This is a genomic window from Aerococcus kribbianus, assembly GCF_026805545.1.
GTDB lineage: Bacteria > Bacillota > Bacilli > Lactobacillales > Aerococcaceae > Aerococcus > Aerococcus kribbianus.
Genome location: NZ_JAPRFR010000002.1, coordinates 51438 through 68541, shown reverse-complemented (window position 1 = coordinate 68541; position 17104 = coordinate 51438). Strand labels below are relative to the sequence as shown.

General features: G+C 38.5%; 17 protein-coding genes. 14 read left to right on the top strand and 3 right to left on the bottom strand.

From position 1 onward, the window contains the following. Positions 1–48 precede the first annotated feature (48 nt). The 8 genes from OW157_RS05300 to OW157_RS05265 all read left to right on the top strand — a co-directional run bounded on the left by OW157_RS05300 (position 49) and on the right by OW157_RS05265 (position 7573). A complete protein-coding gene (locus OW157_RS05300) occupies positions 49–603 on the top strand; it encodes an NUDIX hydrolase (protein WP_268752317.1) in 555 nt (184 codons plus the stop codon). A 1-nt stretch (position 604) separates the two neighbouring features. Beyond that, positions 605–1105 carry a hypothetical protein gene (locus OW157_RS05295; RefSeq protein WP_268752316.1) on the top strand — a complete coding sequence of 167 codons (501 nt, stop codon included), beginning with the start codon at positions 605–607 and terminating at the stop codon, positions 1103–1105. 9 nt (positions 1106–1114) lie between these two features. Then, positions 1115–1801, top strand: a complete 687-nt coding sequence (locus OW157_RS05290) for a 5'-methylthioadenosine/adenosylhomocysteine nucleosidase (protein ID WP_268752777.1) — start codon at positions 1115–1117, stop codon at positions 1799–1801. Positions 1802–2008: 207 nt separating this feature from the next. Beyond that, positions 2009–2620 carry a 30S ribosomal protein S4 gene (gene rpsD / locus OW157_RS05285; RefSeq protein WP_268752314.1) on the top strand — a complete coding sequence of 204 codons (612 nt, stop codon included), beginning with the start codon at positions 2009–2011 and terminating at the stop codon, positions 2618–2620. Positions 2621–2830: 210 nt separating this feature from the next. Next, a complete protein-coding gene (locus OW157_RS05280) occupies positions 2831–4552 on the top strand; it encodes a septation ring formation regulator EzrA (RefSeq protein WP_268752313.1) in 1722 nt (573 codons plus the stop codon). A 76-nt stretch (positions 4553–4628) separates the two neighbouring features. After that, positions 4629–5774 carry a cysteine desulfurase family protein gene (locus tag OW157_RS05275; RefSeq protein WP_268752312.1) on the top strand — a complete coding sequence of 382 codons (1146 nt, stop codon included), beginning with the start codon at positions 4629–4631 and terminating at the stop codon, positions 5772–5774. Positions 5775–5783: 9 nt separating this feature from the next. Then, the gene (thiI, locus tag OW157_RS05270) at positions 5784–7004 is read left to right on the top strand and encodes a tRNA uracil 4-sulfurtransferase ThiI (RefSeq protein ID WP_268752311.1); all 1221 of its coding nucleotides are present in this window, start codon (positions 5784–5786) and stop codon (positions 7002–7004) included. 71 nt (positions 7005–7075) lie between these two features. Beyond that, positions 7076–7573, top strand: a complete 498-nt coding sequence (locus OW157_RS05265; RefSeq protein ID WP_268752310.1) for a thiol peroxidase — start codon at positions 7076–7078, stop codon at positions 7571–7573. A gap of 186 nt (positions 7574–7759) precedes the next feature. Here OW157_RS05265 and OW157_RS05260 read toward each other — a convergent pair whose 3' ends face one another. After that, positions 7760–7954: a MerR family transcriptional regulator gene (locus OW157_RS05260; protein WP_268752309.1), complete on the bottom strand. Its 195-nt coding sequence runs from the start codon at positions 7952–7954 to the stop codon at positions 7760–7762. A gap of 166 nt (positions 7955–8120) precedes the next feature. Here OW157_RS05260 and gndA point away from each other — a divergent pair, with 166 nt between their 5' ends. From gndA to OW157_RS05230, 6 genes are all read left to right on the top strand, one after another. After that, positions 8121–9554 carry an NADP-dependent phosphogluconate dehydrogenase gene (gndA, locus tag OW157_RS05255; protein ID WP_268752308.1) on the top strand — a complete coding sequence of 478 codons (1434 nt, stop codon included), beginning with the start codon at positions 8121–8123 and terminating at the stop codon, positions 9552–9554. Positions 9555–9590: 36 nt separating this feature from the next. Then, a complete protein-coding gene (locus OW157_RS05250; protein WP_268752307.1) occupies positions 9591–10301 on the top strand; it encodes a response regulator transcription factor in 711 nt (236 codons plus the stop codon). Then, positions 10298–11380 carry a sensor histidine kinase gene (locus OW157_RS05245; RefSeq protein ID WP_268752306.1) on the top strand — a complete coding sequence of 361 codons (1083 nt, stop codon included), beginning with the start codon at positions 10298–10300 and terminating at the stop codon, positions 11378–11380. Before OW157_RS05250 ends, OW157_RS05245 begins: the two co-directional genes overlap by 4 nt. 94 nt (positions 11381–11474) lie before the next feature. Further along, positions 11475–11615 carry a hypothetical protein gene (locus OW157_RS05240; RefSeq protein ID WP_268752305.1) on the top strand — a complete coding sequence of 47 codons (141 nt, stop codon included), beginning with the start codon at positions 11475–11477 and terminating at the stop codon, positions 11613–11615. Between the two features lie 505 nt (positions 11616–12120). Then, positions 12121–13836, top strand: coding sequence for an ABC transporter ATP-binding protein (locus OW157_RS05235; RefSeq protein WP_268752304.1), 1716 nt, complete (start codon positions 12121–12123; stop codon positions 13834–13836). Continuing rightward, complete coding sequence (locus OW157_RS05230; RefSeq protein WP_268752303.1) at positions 13836–15617, top strand: ABC transporter ATP-binding protein; 1782 nt, start codon at positions 13836–13838, stop codon at positions 15615–15617. Before OW157_RS05235 ends, OW157_RS05230 begins: the two co-directional genes overlap by 1 nt. Before the next feature lie 116 nt (positions 15618–15733). Here OW157_RS05230 and yidC read toward each other — a convergent pair whose 3' ends face one another. Together yidC and OW157_RS05220 are read right to left on the bottom strand one after the other, a co-directional pair. Continuing rightward, entirely contained in the window at positions 15734–16672 is a 939-nt protein-coding gene (gene yidC, locus OW157_RS05225) for a membrane protein insertase YidC (protein WP_268752302.1), read from the bottom strand. A 75-nt stretch (positions 16673–16747) separates the two neighbouring features. After that, on the bottom strand, positions 16748–17026 hold the full coding sequence (locus OW157_RS05220) for an acylphosphatase (protein ID WP_268752301.1): 279 nt from the start codon (positions 17024–17026) through the stop codon (positions 16748–16750). Positions 17027–17104: the final 78 nt, after the last annotated feature.

The following is a 17104-nucleotide window of genomic DNA, read 5'->3' as shown; positions in this document are numbered from 1 at the left end:
AGGTCAAGATAATTAAAGAAACATTCATTGATTAAAGGAGTTGAGCCCATGAAATTTCAAGAAAAAACTATAGACAAGAAAACAATTTTCCAAGGTCAATTAATTGACTTGGAAGAGCATACTGTAGAAATTTTTAATGGCCAACATGCCAAGCGTGAAGTGATTCGTCACGCACCAGCTGTAGGGATATTAGCAATCCAAGATGACCAAATTGTTCTAGTGAAACAATACCGTAAGGCCATTGAAAAGCCTATTCTAGAAATTCCTGCGGGTTTGGTTGACCCTGGTGAAGATTTATTACAAGCGGCTAAGCGTGAACTAGCAGAAGAAACACAATTGGCAGCTAATGATTGGCAAGAGTTAGATAGCTTTTATACGTCACCTGGTTTTTTAGATGAAAAAATTACTATTTTTTCTAGCCAAAATATTTATAGCTTAGACCAAGCACCAGACCAAGACGATGATGAGCATATTGAATTACATTATCTCAATCATGAACAAGCCCATGCGGCGATCGCTCAAGGAGAAATTTGTGATATGAAAACCATATATGCGATTAATCAATGGGATATTCAACGGTTAGCAAATGAGAAGGGTGACTAAAATGTCTGACAAAAAAGATACTATTATGACGCGTAAAGCTTATCGCGAACAAAAAAATCGGGAGAAGTTTCAAAACCGAAACAGCAAGGAGCCGTCAGCAAGTCAAAGCAAACCTATACCAGAATTTCACTTTAAAAATCGGGAAAAGGAATATGAACCCAATAAGCGCCGTTTTTATACGCGAGAATTAAAACTTGATCAAAGAGAAATCCAAGCTTATTTAGAAAAGATGGCTGCAGAAAATTCTGATCCAGAAGAAGCGCCTAAAAAAAGCGCTCAAGAAACTCACCTACAAACTGAGTCAAATGTAGAGAGAGATCAACAGAGTAAAGACAGGCCGACTGATCAGCGTCGCCATAGTCAAGATAATCCAAGCAAGCAAGATGATAGTTCTTGGCGAGAGTATTTTGGCGCTAATAAAATGGCTCAATTCTTGAACATTGGTATCGGGGTTTTGATACTAGGAATTATAATTCTTACTGTTATTGCTTTCTTTTTTTAGGAGGTCTAAATGAAAATAGCTATAATTGCTGCTATGCAAGCAGAAATTACCTATTACCGTAAACATTTAATGATTGAGAAGGAACATCACTTAGCCCATTTGACCTGGTGGGAAGCCACTTTTAAGGGCCATCAGATTATTTTTGTGGAATCAGGAATTGGCAAAGTCAATGCCGCGATTGCAGCTACGGTCTTGGCACAAGAAACACCTGATTTATTGATTAATTCAGGATCAGCAGGCGCGGTTAACCCGGAATTATCAGTGGGGGATATTGTTATCTCTGATGCTACCAGGTACCATGACGCTGATGCCCAAGCCTTTGGTTATGAGCCAGGTCAAATTCCCCAAATGCCGGCAGAATATCCAACAAGCCAACAATGGTCTCAAGCGATTGAAAAAGTATTTCAATCTCATGATTATACTGTCCATAGTGGCTTAGTATTAACTGGTGATTCGTTTATTGCCGACAATCGAGTTTTAGCACAAATTAAGGCTGACTTCCCGCGTGCTCAATGTACGGAAATGGAAGGCGCAGCTATCGCCCAAGTAGCTTATCAATTTAATATCCCTTGTCTTATTATTCGAGCTATTTCTGATACTGCCAGCCAGGATGCCAATATCTTATTTGATGAATTTATTGATCAGGCAGGTAAGAATTCAGCAAAACTAACCTTAGATTTTATTTCGCAAATTTAACCTTGACATTATTAGGAGATTCGGTTATTCTAGTCTTTGTGTAAAATAATGCAGCAACTTTGAAGCAAGCTCGTCAACAGTTCAACACTAGAATGGTGAATGAGTATCCCGCGGCTGCAAGGGGAGAAAATTAAGGGGAACTGCACGAATGCGGTCAAAGGCAGTGATTATTTTACTCCAATCATAATAAAATGGAGGAATTTATAAATGTCACGTTATACAGGACCAAGCTGGAAAGTGTCTCGTCGTTTAGGTATTTCACTTTCTGGAACTGGTAAAGAATTAGCTCGTCGCCCTTATGCTCCAGGCCAACACGGTAACAGCCGTCGTGGTAAATTATCTGAGTATGGGACACAATTACAAGAAAAACAAAAATTACGTTACCTATACGGTATGAATGAAAAACAATTTGCTAACTTGTTTATCCAAGCTGGTAAAATCAAAGAAGGTAAACATGGTGTTAACTTCATGATTTTACTAGAACAACGTTTAGACAATGTGGTTTACCGTTTAGGATTAGCTTCTACTCGCCGTCAAGCTCGTCAATTAGTTAACCATGGCCATATTACTGTGGATGGTAAACGCGTTGACATCCCTTCTTACCATGTAGAAGTTGGTCAAGTTGTCGCTGTTCGCGAAAAATCTAAAGAATTACAAATCATCAAGGATTCTGTTGAAGGATTATATGGCCATGTACCATATGTTCAATTCGACGAAGAAAAACTTGAAGGGTCATTAACACGTTTACCAGAACGTGACGAAATGAACCAAGAAATTGATGAAGCCCTAATCGTTGAATACTACAACAAGTTAGGCTAATCATAATAAATTTTCTGTCCAAGTAGTTAAGCATGCTTAGCTTTCCTACTTGGGCATTTTTATGTCTAAAGATGTTAATCAATTGCCAGGTCACAAATAAATAATGAGATGTCTTTAATTATGCTTGGCGTCTATGCTATAATTATGTCTATATGGCAGGCTTTTATCTAGGAAGTAGGGCCGGACTTAAGTTGAATTGGAGGAGCGCATGTGAATTTTTTAATTGCTTTGCTCATTTTAATTATTATTGTCTTAGTGGGCTATGGTCTTCTATATTTTTTGGGGCGCAAGCAGACCCAAGCAAATATGGAATTAGATGAGCGGAAACAAGATATCATTTCGATTCCAGTTGCCGACAAATTATTTACTCTTCGTAATAAAAATGTTACTGGAAAAACCAGACGTGTTTATGAGAGTGAACAGGCAAATTGGCAAACGGTTAACCAATATAAGTTGCCTGAGATTGAAGCAGCTTTAGTGACTGCTCAAGCAGATACTGATAAATTTTCTTTGATTAAGGCACGGCAAACGGCAAGTAAGGTTGAAGAGTTATTAAATGAAACCGAAGATAATGTTAAGGCTATTAATCAACGTCTGTCAGATATTCTAAACAGTGAAGCTACTAATGAGAAAAATTATGACTCTAGCTATGATCGCTATGCGGCTATTCGTAAACAATTACTTGCTCACTCTTATAATTATGGAGCTTCAGCTGAAGTTTTGGAGAAAAATCTTTCATATATTGAATTAGACTTTACCAAGTTTAATCAAATTATGAATGAGGGTGACTTTATCGAAGCCGGTGAGGTCTTAGACCAGGTGAATGCTGATATTGATGAATTAGAAGTCATGATGGCTGAAATACCTGAGCTTAATCAAAAGGTTAAAGAAGAATATGAAGAGCAGCTTAGTGATATGGCTTCAGGTTACCAACAAATGTTAGATGAAAATTTTGTCTTCCCACAATCAGTTGCTGTTGACGAAGAAATTGCCAAATCTGAAAAATTTGTTGGGGAAGCTAATCAAGCAATTGCTGATTGTGATCTTAGTGAAGCTAAAAGTTTGATGAAAAAATCAGAAGTACAAATTGATAAAACTTATACACTCATGGAAAATGAAATTTATGCTCGGGATTATATTGGCAAACATCAGGGCGGTCTACAACGTAAAGTTGAAAAAGTTTTGGAAAGTAACCGTTATGGGATATTGGAAGTTGATCGCGTGGCACAATCCTACCTTCTCTATGAAAATGAGATGGGTAAAATGCAAGAATATGGGGAACAAATTGAACGTGAAAAAGACCATCTCGATGCCACTAATCAAGAATTAGGCGCCCATACTATTGCTTACTCCGACATGGAAAATCGATACAAAGAAATTGACCAGCGATTAGATGAGATTGACAAAGGTCAAACACAAATTGTAATTTCTCTATCTAACCTAAGACAACGCGAACGTGATGCCAAAGATGATCTTTATGCTTACGAACTCGATATTCGCAATATTAAACGAACAGTGGAGAAATATCACCTCCCCGGCTTACCTAACGACTTCTTAGATCGTTATTTTGATACAGATGATCAGATAGTCGAATTATCTACAAAATTGAACCGAGTAAAATTAGATATGAATGATATTGAAGCTCTGTCTCAAGCTATTGCTGAAGCCTTAGAACAATTAGACCAAGAAACGGAAGCTTTTGTTGATTATGCTATTTTGACAGAAGATGCCATTCAATATGCTAATCGCTACCGGCCACACTCTCCAGAAATTGGCCAAGTGATTGATCGAGCCACCCAACTATTCCATCAGGAATTTAAGTACCAAGAAGCTTTTGAGCTTTTGACCCAAGAAATTGAAAAACATGAACCAGGAGCAAAAGATAAGATTATTGCCTTCTACCAAGAAGATAAGGCCAATAAAAACATTTAATGTTGGAAGTCAACCCTCTAAGCTTAGGCAAGGAGGGTTGCTTCTTGTTTAGAGGAAAGCAGAAAGGAAAATACTGATGACCGAAATTTATTTTGATAATTCCGCAACAACTAAGCTTGATAGTCAGGTGCTTAAATCTATGTTAACTACTATGGAAACCTATTATGGGAATCCTTCTAGTTTGCATGATTTGGGTAACCAAGCCAATAAACTCTTGCAGAGTGCTCGCCAGCAAATAGCTGACCTGTTTGCTTGCCAAGCCAAAGAAATTATCTTCACTTCTGGGGGAACGGAATCCAATAACTTTGCTCTTAAAGGGACGGCAATGGAAAAGGGCAATTTTGGACGTCATATCATCAGTAGTCAGGTTGAGCACCCCTCAGTACGTCGGTCACTTGAACACTTGCAGCGTCAAGGCTTTGATGTCACTTATTTACCCGTTAACAAGCAAGGGCTTGTCTCAGCAGATGACTTGCGGGCAGCCCTTCGCGATGATACTATTCTGGTAAGTATTATGGCAGTCAACAATGAAGTAGGAGCTATTCAACCCATTGCTGAAATTGGGGAGGTTTTGAATGATTATCCTAGTATTCACTACCATGTTGATGGGGTGCAAAGCCTAGGAAAATTTACCGATATTCTTATTCATCCTCGGGTGGATTTATTCTCTTTATCGGCGCATAAATTCAATGGTCCTCGAGGTGTCGGTATTCTTTATAAGCAGGCTAATCGTAAACTTAGTCCTTTATTGGATGGGGGTGGCCAAGAAGGGCAACTTCGGTCCTCTACCGAAAATTTAGCTGGAATTGTAGCCATGGCTAAGGCCATGAGGTTGACTATGGAAAATGCTAGCCAAGAAAATGCTAATCATAAACAATTTCAAGAAAAAATTCGGGCTTATATGAGCAAAAACTCTGATTTCAAAATCTTTTCTGCTCCCAATCAAGCCCCCCATGTTTTCTGTTTTGCTCTTAGAGGGGTACGTGGTGAAGTCATGGTACACGCTCTTGAAAATGAAGGAATCTATGCTTCAACCACTTCTGCATGTTCTAGTCGTGCTACTGATCAAGCTTCTTCTACCCTTAAAGCCATGGGAGTAGCTGGTGATTGGGCTTCTTATGCTTGTCGTTTGAGTTTTGGTAGTGATAACACTATGGAAGAGATTGATTATTTTCTTCAAGTAATGGATAAGTTGGTTGCCAAATTTGCAAAAATTCAGTAAGGAGTATTTATGAAAGAAAAAATTATGATTCGCTATGGTGAATTATCGACTAAAGGAAAAAATAAAAAGGATTTTATTAATACCCTGGGTCGGAATATCAAACAACAATTGGAAGACTATCCCCAAGTCACTATTCAACGCGAATATGATTTTATGTTTATTAATTTGAATGGGGCTCCACTAGAGGAAGTTGAAATGCGATTGGGAAATGTCTTTGGTATTCAAAGTTATTCTTTGGCCTATGAAATGCCTAGGGATTATTCTGCTTTAATGACTAATGCCACTAAATTGGTTGAAAAAGAGCTAGAAAAAAATCCAAGTATTAAAAGTTTTAAGGTTGCTACCTCTCGTTCTGACCACGATTATGACTATGACACCAATACCATCAACCGTGACTTGGGAGGACAATTAGCAGAGTCATTTCCTAATTTACAAGTAAAGATGAAACAACCCGATTTAACTGTTCGTGTCAAAGTTCGTAAACAAGATTTTTTGCTGAGCTTTGACTGGATCCAAGGCATTGGTGGTTTGCCAGTAGGAACTAGCCAAAACGCGGTTTTAATGTTATCTGGTGGGATTGACTCACCGGTAGCGGGTTATCTCGCGATGAAGCGGGGAATTCGCTTGACAGCTATTCACTTTGCTTCACCACCCTATACTAGTCCTCAAGCCTTGGAAAAAGCTAAAGCCTTAACTGAAAAATTGACTTACTTTGGTGGTTGGATTAACTTTGTCGAAATTCCGTTTACTGAGACCCAAGAAGCTATTAAAGAACATGTCCCTGCCGCTTATTTAATGACGATTACTCGGCGGATGATGATGCGGATTGCTGACCAATTACGCCAGCAATATAATGGTTTAGCTATTGTTAATGGAGAATCTATTGGTCAGGTGGCCTCACAAACCCTAGAATCGATGTACGCGATCAACGCTGTGACTTCGACACCGATTATTCGTCCATTAGTTACAATGGATAAGTTAGATATTATTGCTATTGCTGAGTCAATTAATACTTTTGATTTATCGATACAACCTTTTGAAGATTGTTGTACCGTTTTTGCTCCTCCATCACCAAAAACTAAACCACGTCTTGATGATATTGCTTATTATGAAGAGCGTTTGGATATCAATGGACTAGTTGATCGCGCAGTAGCTAATATAAAGGTTGAAAAAATTTATCCAAATAGTAAAAACAAAGTTCAAACAGAAGACTTTGCTGACCTTCTCTAATCAGATGATTGGGCTTCCCTCTGAATCCTTGTTATACTATAGTTAACTAATTTTGAAGGAGTGATTTTAGAATGACAAGCGTAACATTTAAAGGAGAAAGTGTTGATTTACAAGGACAATTACCAGAATTAAATCAACCAGCACCTGATTTTTCAGTACAAGATGTTGAAGGGCAATCAGTAAGTAAAGCTGATTTTGCTGGAAAAACCCTACTAATTTCGGTGGTACCTGATATTGACACTAGCGTATGCTCGATTCAATCAGATAAGATTAACGATTATGCTAAAATAGCTGCTGAAGATATTGCAGTAGTCACCATTTCCTTAAATGACAATGACTCCTTAAAAACCTGGGCCGATGAACATGAAGCTGTGATTCCGCTTTATAATGAAGCTAGTAAATTTGGTAAAGATTATGGCGTGTATATTCCAGAACTCGACAAATTAGCACGTTCAATTTTCGTGATTGATAGCCAAGGTCAATTAGCTTATCAAGAGCTTGTTTCTGAAGTCACTAATGAACCTGATTACGAAAAAGCATTTGCTGCTGTTGAAGAAGTTAAAGACTAAGAACAACAGGGTGCGATGAAAAGCGCTAGGACGGAAGCCTTGGACCAAATGACTGCTAATAGCGAGTGCGAGCTCAACTAGAAGATACTATTCGTATATTGTAATGAGGCTGGGACTTTTGTCCCAGCCTCATTTTTTGTTTCTATTATTAATCATTGGCAGTGGCCAGTTTGCTGCAAAAATCGATTAGAATAATCCAAAGTAACGTCCAACTGCCATAATAGCAGAGATGAGAACTGGGGCAATGATTGCAATTAACATGACCCAAGTAAAAATTTTCCCGCGTTTTTGGCGTTTTTCTTTTTTCTTGGCATGCTTTTCTTGAGCGGTCATTTTTGCTTGTTTTTCAGACTTTAATTGTCTTTTTTCACGTTTACTCATTTTTACAATCCCTTTCTTAGAAATTTCTTACCCAGTATACCATATTTACTTGCAATGTCGTATTATATGGTAAGATTATCTAATAAGAAAACTTTCCAATATTCTCATTTTTTGATAATATAAGTAAAGGATTTATCATCGTTTTTTAAGCTGAGGAGGAACATAAATGTCTAAGGTACAAATCGGGGTTGTCGGTATGGCGGTTATGGGGAAGAACTTAGCCCTAAATATCGAGAGTCGTGGCTATGAAGTAGCCATTTATAATCGAACAACCAGCAAAATGGAGGCTGTTATAGCAGAACATCCTGACAAAAAATTAGTGGGTACTCAGTCCCTAGAAGAATTTGTTGATTGTTTAGAACGTCCTAGACGAATTATCTTGATGGTTAAGGCTGGAGTAGCTACTGATAAGATGATTGAAAACTTATTACCATTGCTAGATGAAGAAGATGTTTTAATTGATGGTGGGAATACCTTCTTCCAAGATACTATGCGACGGTCAGAGAAGCTTGCCCAATCAGGTATTCACTTTATTGGTATGGGCGTTTCCGGTGGGGAAGAAGGCGCTCTTAAAGGACCGTCCCTGATGCCAGGTGGTCAAAAAGAAGCTTATGATCTAGTGGCACCAATTTTAGAAAAAATTGCTGCCGAAGCACCAAGTGATGGGCAAGCTTGTGTCGCCTATATGGGGCCTAATGGGGCCGGCCATTTTGTAAAAATGGTTCATAACGGAATCGAATATGGTGATATGCAATTAATCGCTGAGTCTTATGACTTGATGCGTCGTTACCTTGACCTTTCTGTTGATCGCATTGCTAATTATTTTGCAGAGTGGAACAAGGGTGAATTAGACAGCTTCTTAATTGAAATTACTGCTGATATTCTAACTAAAAAGGATCCACAAACTGGTCAACCAATGCTAGATGTTATTCTCGACCGAGCCGGTAATAAGGGCACTGGCAAATGGACTTCTCAATCAGCCTTAGATTTAGGTGTTCCTCTCCCAACCATTACAGAGTCGGTTTATGCGCGTTATATTTCTGCCTTAAAAGAAGAACGAGAAAAAGCTAGTCAATTATTACATGGTCCAGCAGCTAATTCATTTTCTGGTGATCAAAATGAGTTTGTGGAGAAAATTCGCCAGGCCTTATATTTTGCTAAGATTATGTCTTATGCACAAGGTTTTGCCCAATATCGGGTAGCTAGTGAGGAATATGATTGGCACTTGAATTATCAGGAAATAGCAAAAATCTTTAGAGCAGGATGTATTATCCGGGCGCAATTCTTAGAAAAAATTATGTTAGCTTATGATAAGAATCCTGACTTAGACAACATCCTCCTCGATGATTACTTCATGTCTGTTGCTGATGACTACCAAGAGGCAGCTCGTCAAGTGGCGGCCGCAGGAATTACTGCCGGAATTCCTGTGCCAGGATTAACTTCAGCCTTATCTTATTATGATAGTTATCGAACTGAAACCTTACCGGCTAATATGATTCAAGCCCAACGTGATTACTTTGGGGCTCATACCTATGAACGCGTTGACTCAACAGGAAGCTACCACTTCTTATGGAATGAAGAAAAGGAAATCGATGCCTAAGCATGAGTCAATACGGGGTTAGATTGGAGATTTCTTATGGATGAAAAGATTAAACAACGTATTTTAATAATTGAAGATGAAAAGAATCTCGCCCGTTTTGTTGAGTTAGAGCTTCAACATGAAGGCTTCGATACTGAAATTGCCATGAATGGACGCAAGGGATTGGAACGTGCCCTTGATGATGAATGGGACTTGATTTTGCTCGATTTAATGCTACCGGAAATCAATGGGATTGAAGTCTGCCGACGTTTACGGCCAGAATCTGATGTGCCAATCATTATTATGACGGCTAGAGACTCAGTTATTGACCGTGTATCTGGCTTAGATCATGGTGCTGACGATTATATTGTTAAACCTTTTGCTATCGAAGAATTATTAGCTCGTATCCGTGCTTTATTACGGCGTGTTGATATTGAAGATACCCATAAACGACAAAAACAAACGACTTTAACCTTCCGTGATTTAACAGTTGAGAAGGAAAATCGGATTGTTCATCGTGGTGATGAATTAATTAACTTGACCAAACGAGAATATGAACTCTTGGTAACTTTGATGGAAAATATCAATGTCGTTTTGCCACGGATTGAACTCCTCAATAAGGTTTGGGGCTATTCTAATGAAGTGGAGACTAATGTGGTTGATGTTTATATTCGTTATCTCCGCAACAAGATTGATCTACCTGACCAAGTGGGCTATATTCAAACAGTACGTGGTACAGGTTATGTGATGAGGACAGCGGACGAATGAAGAAACGATTACAACGATTTATAAAAACCATTTTTAACCCCTTTTCTTTGCTATGGAAATGGGGTTTCCTCTTAAGCCTGATTATTTTTCTAGCGGCTATGTTATGGCCAGCCATTACATATTTTCAAGCACTTAAGCTAGGGATAGCTATGCCTAATTATTGGTGGCTTTATGTTATTGCTAGTGGATTATTGGCCTTATTTATTGGTTTTTCTTTGGCTTATTTATTTTTACTCCCCATCCAACAAATGAAACAATTATTAGTCGCTATTAATGCGGATACTATCTCTGATTTACGTTTAAATGCTGATAATTATAATGGTGAGATGACTGATATTTCTCAATCCATAAATGATTTGATGGATAAAATGGATTCCTATATCAAACAGCAGGTTAATTTTGTGGAAGATGTGTCTCATGAATTACGAACTCCTGTCGCTGTAATTGAAGGACATCTCAAATTACTTAATCGTTGGGGCAAGAAAGACCCCGAGATATTAGAAGAATCCTTAACCGCCTCTTTACATGAAATTCAACGCATGAAAATTTTAGTGCAAGAGATGCTCGATTTATCCCGAGCTGGCCAGGTAGATATACAGTTCCATGACGCTACTACTGAAGTCAAAGAGATTATTCATGGGGTGTATCAAAACTTTAAACTTCTTTATCCTGATTTTCATTTCTTCTTAGAAGATGATTTACGCACCAATTATCAAATTCAAATGTATCGTAATCATTTGGAACAAGTTTTAATTATATTAATGGATAATGCCGTGAAATATTCAACTGACCGAAAAGAAGTCCATATTTCAGTGTCAGTAGAAGCTGTTGACTATATTGAAATTGCCATTCAAGATTTTGGTGAAGGGATGTCTGTCCAAGATCAAGGCAAAGTCTTTAACCGTTTCTACCGAGTTGATAAGGCGCGGTCCAGAGAAAAAGGCGGTAATGGTTTGGGACTAGCCATTGCTCAGGAACTCATTAAAGGTTATCGAGGAAGTATATTTGTGGAATCTGCTCTAGGAGCTGGATCTAATTTCCACATTCGATTACCAATTTTAAGACAAAACGAAGGTTAATGTGAAGGATGCCACTCCTGCATTTCAGAGCCCGACTAAAAGGATGTGAGTCAATCGTGACCAGGGACGGACCATATCGGAAGGAGACAAAAAAATGGTGGCAGCCATTTTAATGGCTCATTCAGAAATGGACGCCGACCCTGCGATTGCGAGCTCGACTAAACAGGGTGTGACAAAAGTCGCTAAGAACAGAAGCCTTGGACCAAGACGCGAAAGATGTCAAAAAGCCATCTAAGAGATTTTGGGAAAGGCAGTCTGTTCTGACTTTTGGAGCCCGACTATAGAGGATGAGATGAAATGCGGGAGCTCGGAGCTGTTGAACTAAAGTGTGACGGGTAAGAAAAACTTATCCAAACGTCTTTAAGAAAAAGTCGAAGGAGCTGCATTTCAGAACTCGACTGTGAGGATGAGATGAAAAGTTCTTGGGTTGAATCGTAGATTGTCATATAAAACAACGGGGCTGGAAATGATATACCAGCCTTAATCTTTTATGAAGTTCATGTCCCTATCTACTAGCTAAAACTAATCAGAATGATTGACTATCTTAACAATAAGCGGTAGGATAGTGGTTGTGTTGATTATAGGTACTTGAAGCAATTATATTTGTCAGAATTTAATAACATAAGTTGTAATATGGGCATTCTATGCCTATTTTTTTACTTTTCAATTCATTATAAGCAAACAAGTGGCCTCAATCGAACCAAATTGTTATACGGAATTATATGAAAGGAGCGTAATACGTGTTCAAAATATGGAGAAAACTAAATAAGACCAAAGTAGCGATTATCTGTTTACTAGTTTTTATGGAAGCCGCGCTATTTTTAATTTTGCCATCTATGGCAGCAGATGTGCTGAATTCTAGCTCCATCCAAGGTGATACGGGAACTGTATATCGCATTGGAGGCATCATGCTTTTGGCTAATCTGCTAACGATTGTATTAGCAATAACCAGTACCCGGATGTCTGCCAAAGAATCGCAAGGTCTAGGGAATCGTTTGCGCAAAGAAATTTTTGCTAAAGTGATGGCCTTTTCTAAGAAGGATATTTCTAAGTTTGGGACATCTACTTTAATGACTCGAACGACAAATGATATTATGCAAATTCAATTGGTGACCATGTTAACCTTGCGTTTAATTATTTTGTCACCAATTATTATGTTGGTATCAGCTTTCTTTGCTTATCAACGCGAACCTCAATTAGCTTGGGTTTTTGCGATTACCCTACCTTTAATTGTTTTAGGAATTGTTATCTTATTTAAATTTGCCAATCCTTTGTTCCGGTCTATTCAAAAGAAAACAGACCGTTTGAATAAAGTTTTCCGTGAAGGTCTGAGTGGGACTCGAGTTATTCGGGCCTTTAATACCACTGAATATGAAGAAAATCGTTTTGATGAGGTAAATAATGATTTCCGGCAAACAGCCATTCGTGCCTTTACCTTATTAGCCCTTATTCTACCGATTATGTTTATGACAATTGGGGTATCTAATGTTTTGATTTTTATGAATGGGGCACAATTAATTAGTGTGGGTCAAATGGAAACAGGAAATTTAATTGCCTTTGTTCAATATGCTGTTCAAGTCTTAATGAGTATTATGCAGGTTTCAATGTTGATGTTCTTCTTGCCACGAGCGGAAGTATCAGCAGAGCGGGTTAATGCAGTTTTAGCCCAAGAAGTTTCAATCAGTGATCCTGACCAAGCGCAAAGTTTAAAAGATAAAGCTTTGAGTGTACAGTTCAATGATGTTTGTTTTGGCTTTGAAGGGGCTGATCGTTATGCAGTAGAAGATATTTCTTTTTCTGCTCAACCTGGTCAAACCGTAGCGATCATTGGGGGAACAGGTGCTGGTAAATCGACGATCGCTAACCTGGTTACCCGGCTCTATGATGCTAGCAAAGGTAGTGTTGAAATTAATGGCGTGGATGTACGTGAGGCTAAACAAGCCGACTTGCGAGCGCTTATTGGCTATGCCCCACAAAAAGGTATTTTATTCTCTGGAACAATTCGCTCAAATATGCGCTACGGAAATCCGCAAGCTAGTGATGAAGAAATTTGGCATGCCTTAGAAGTTGCTCAAGCTGATTTCGTTAATGAATTAGCAGATGGATTAGATGCCCGTGTGGAACAAGGTGGGAACAATTTCTCTGGTGGGCAAAAGCAACGCTTGAGTATTGCTCGAGCTATTGTCAGTCAGCCAGATATTTATATCTTCGATGATTCGTTCTCTGCCTTAGACTTCCAAACAGATGCTAAACTACGAGCAGCCTTAAAACCAGAGACGCAAACAGCGATCACATTTATTATTGCTCAACGTGTTAATACAGTTGTAGATGCTGACCAAATACTAGTTTTAGAAGAAGGTAAAATTGTTGGTTTAGGTAGTCATGAAGAATTAAAAGCCAATAACCAAATTTATCAAGATATTATTGATTCACAAATGAGAGGGGAGGATATTTAATGGCAAATAGACACACTAAAGCCAATAACTTTTTTGGGACTTTGAAACGTATGATTCGTTATATGTCATCTAAATCCTGGTTGGTCCTCCTAGTTTTAGTGATGGCCTCGCTATCTGCTGTTCTCCATGCCCAATTGCCACGAGTAATGGGAGATATTACTAATATTATTTTTGATGGGGTGTCACAAGGGCAGACTGACGGCCAATTTCCTATTGATTTTGATGCAGTCAAACGGACTGTAGCAGTTTTGGCAGGAATTTATGGTTTTGCTAGTCTCTTCCGTTATTTACAGCAATTCCTAACTGCTAGAATTGCCCAAAACACAGTCTATGAATTACGTCGTGATTTAAAAGCTAAGATGGGACGTTTGCCAATTGCTTATTTTGACCACCATGGTCAAGGGGAAATCCTGTCTCGGGCGATTAATGATATGGACCAAGTCTCTAATGCTTTGGGGCAAACTATTACCCAAGTGACAACATCCTTAGTACAAATTATTGCCATATTTTTTACTATGTTTTCTATGTCAGGACCATTAGCAATTATTGTTTTACTAATGGCTCCGGCAATCTTAATTGTGATGCGAATTATCGTTCCTCGTGCGCAAAAGCAATTTGGTATACGGCAATCTCGTTTGGGTGTGGTTAACGACTATATTGATGAGATTTACACAGGACAAGAAATTGTGAAGGTCTATAACCAACAAGATTATGAAGCGCAAGTTTTTGCTGAGAAATCTAATGATTTGAATGAAGCATCTTGGAAGGCAGAATTCTATGCGGGTCTAATGAATCCAATGGTAGGAGCCGTTAAAGATATGGCCTATATTGGTGTTGCTTTCTTTGGTGGGTTGATGATTATTTCTGGTTCAACTTCAATTGGGACAGTGCAAGCTTTCTTGCAATACGTTAATCAATTCTCTAACCCATTTAGAATGTTAGCCCAATTAACTAATTCTATTCAAATGACTATTGCTGCCATGGAACGAGTATTTGAAGTCTTGGATGAAGAAGAGATGGCCAATCCTGAAGGCTTACCTGATCAAGTAGATAATGACTATAAGGTTAGCTTCGACCATATTGCCTTTGGCTACGAGAAAAACCAACCTATTATGACGGATTTTTCCTTGAATGTTGCTGAAGGAGAAACTATTGCTATTGTAGGGCCAACAGGTGCAGGAAAAACGACCTTGATTAACTTGTTGGAACGTTTTTATGATGTTGACTCTGGTGCGATTCGTCTAGATGGAGTGGATGTGCGTAATATCAGTCGCGATGATCTACGTGAACGTTTTTCAATGGTACTGCAAGATGCGTGGTTGTTTAATGGCAGCATTTGGGACAATATCCGTTATGGGTCGCCAAATGCAAGCGAAGAGGAAACTTTAGCAGCTGCTAAAGCAGCTAATGTGGATCACTTTGTAGCGACTCTACCAGACGGCTATGACACTATTTTAAGTGAAGATGGGGGTAACTTGTCACAAGGACAAAGACAATTACTCACTATCGCACGGGCATTTCTACGTAATCCAGAAATTATTATTTTGGATGAAGCCACTTCTAGTGTGGACACTCGGACGGAGGTTATGATTCAAAAAGCCATGCAACGACTCTTAGAAGGACGAACAGCCTTTGTCGTTGCCCACCGTTTGTCTACCATCCGTGATGCTAATAAAATTGTGGTGATGAATAAAGGGGATGTCGTAGAAATTGGTAACCATGATGAATTAATGGCTATGGATGGTTTCTATGCTAATCTTTACAATGCTCAATTTGCTTAATTAAATGAAGTCAAAAATTAAAAGAGCCAAGCCATTTCATTTTTAAATGAAGTGGCTTGGCTCTTTTTTGTCGTAATCTATTAGGTTACTGAGTGCGGTTGGCCCACACTCCGAATTTATTTTTTGTTATTTTGTTGTTTGCCTTGGTTACGATTTTTATGATTGATTTGTTTTTGTTTTTCCTTGTTGTTGGTGTTTTCTTTTTTGACGGAGTTGGTAACATCTTTAGCTTGAGCTTGTTTAGTTTTAACCTTTATCGGGTTGCTTTCGAGTTCCGCTTCTACTTGGGCTTTGATTTTTGGCTTGTAAATAAAGGTAGTGTAGAGTGATTGACCAATTGCCCAGAAAGCTCCGACTAAGAAATATAGGGTTAGACCAGCTGGAGAGGTAAAGACGATCATTGCCATCATGATTGGCATCATATACATCGACATGGACATCTGTTTGCGTTGTTCTTCAGGCATGCCTTGTACAGAAATCCAGGATTGAACAAAGTAAAGTAAGATGGTAATGATTCCTAGAAGTGTACTTGGCTCACCAAGCGGAATACCTAAGAAACTAGCAGAGTTAATGGACTCACTTACTCGAATGGCAGTATACAAACTAGTAATAATAGGTAATTGTAATAGGAGGGGTAGACAACCCATGCCGCCTAGCATGTTAATGTTGTTTTCCTTCATAAATTCCTGTTGAGCCATGGCAGCTTCCATTTTTTCTTCTTGGGTCTGCGCATTTTTTTGCCGCTCTTGAATTTCTTTGAGATAAGGTTGGTATTGTTGCATTTTAATGGATTGTTTGGTGGATGACTCTAACTGGTTAAGAGTCAAGGGAAGTAAAATCAAGCGAATTAAAAGCGTGATTAGGATAATCGCAATCCCATAATTCCCATTGAAAGTTGAAGCCAACCATTCAATTAAGGCTTCAATGGGACCACCAATGGTCCGATAAACAATACCGTCTGGATTATTTGGATTGGCACAGCCGGATAAAACCAGACTCGTTATTGCCGTCAACGTGAGTAACCGCCAAGGCAGTTGTTTTTTCTTGTTTTGCACACAGTCACTTCCTTATATAGTGTTTTTTGATAAAAGTTAATAACGTTCCTATTTTATCTAAAAGCCTTAACAATTTCAATATCGTATCTGAAAGTCATTCATTTCTTGAGCATCATATGTATCAATGACTTCTAAGGATTCAACTTGAGCTGCAGAATTAACTTGGTTGTTTTTGATTTGCGTGATGAATTCTTCACGATTATTACCCTCACCTTGGAGGATAATTTCCACATCACCATTAGCAAGATTTTTAACCGAACCAAAGACATTGACTTTCTTTGCTAAGGACGTACAAGTATAACGAAAGCCGACACCTTGTACCCGGCCACGAGCTAGTAATTTATAAGTCTTCATATTATCACCTCTTTGATAGATTATAACTTTTCCATAGGCAAAACAAAAGCAACTTAAGTTGTATTTTCAATTAAATTT

Bases quoted from the DNA above. Each gene is read 5' to 3' on its own strand.
- OW157_RS05220 (WP_268752301.1), bottom strand. From the start codon at position 17,026: ATGAAGACTTATAAATTACTAGCTCGTGGCCGGGTACAAGGTGTCGGC.
- gndA (WP_268752308.1), top strand. From the start codon at position 8,121: ATGTCTAAGGTACAAATCGGGGTTGTCGGTATGGCGGTTATGGGGAAG.
- OW157_RS05245 (WP_268752306.1), top strand. From the start codon at position 10,298: ATGAAGAAACGATTACAACGATTTATAAAAACCATTTTTAACCCCTTT.
- OW157_RS05265 (WP_268752310.1), top strand. From the start codon at position 7,076: ATGACAAGCGTAACATTTAAAGGAGAAAGTGTTGATTTACAAGGACAA.
- OW157_RS05275 (WP_268752312.1), top strand. From the start codon at position 4,629: ATGACCGAAATTTATTTTGATAATTCCGCAACAACTAAGCTTGATAGT.
- OW157_RS05240 (WP_268752305.1), top strand. From the start codon at position 11,475: ATGGTGGCAGCCATTTTAATGGCTCATTCAGAAATGGACGCCGACCCT.
- OW157_RS05250 (WP_268752307.1), top strand. From the start codon at position 9,591: ATGGATGAAAAGATTAAACAACGTATTTTAATAATTGAAGATGAAAAG.
- thiI (WP_268752311.1), top strand. From the start codon at position 5,784: ATGAAAGAAAAAATTATGATTCGCTATGGTGAATTATCGACTAAAGGA.
- OW157_RS05260 (WP_268752309.1), bottom strand. From the start codon at position 7,954: ATGAGTAAACGTGAAAAAAGACAATTAAAGTCTGAAAAACAAGCAAAA.
- OW157_RS05230 (WP_268752303.1), top strand. From the start codon at position 13,836: ATGGCAAATAGACACACTAAAGCCAATAACTTTTTTGGGACTTTGAAA.
- rpsD (WP_268752314.1), top strand. From the start codon at position 2,009: ATGTCACGTTATACAGGACCAAGCTGGAAAGTGTCTCGTCGTTTAGGT.
- OW157_RS05295 (WP_268752316.1), top strand. From the start codon at position 605: ATGTCTGACAAAAAAGATACTATTATGACGCGTAAAGCTTATCGCGAA.
- OW157_RS05290 (WP_268752777.1), top strand. From the start codon at position 1,115: ATGAAAATAGCTATAATTGCTGCTATGCAAGCAGAAATTACCTATTAC.
- OW157_RS05300 (WP_268752317.1), top strand. From the start codon at position 49: ATGAAATTTCAAGAAAAAACTATAGACAAGAAAACAATTTTCCAAGGT.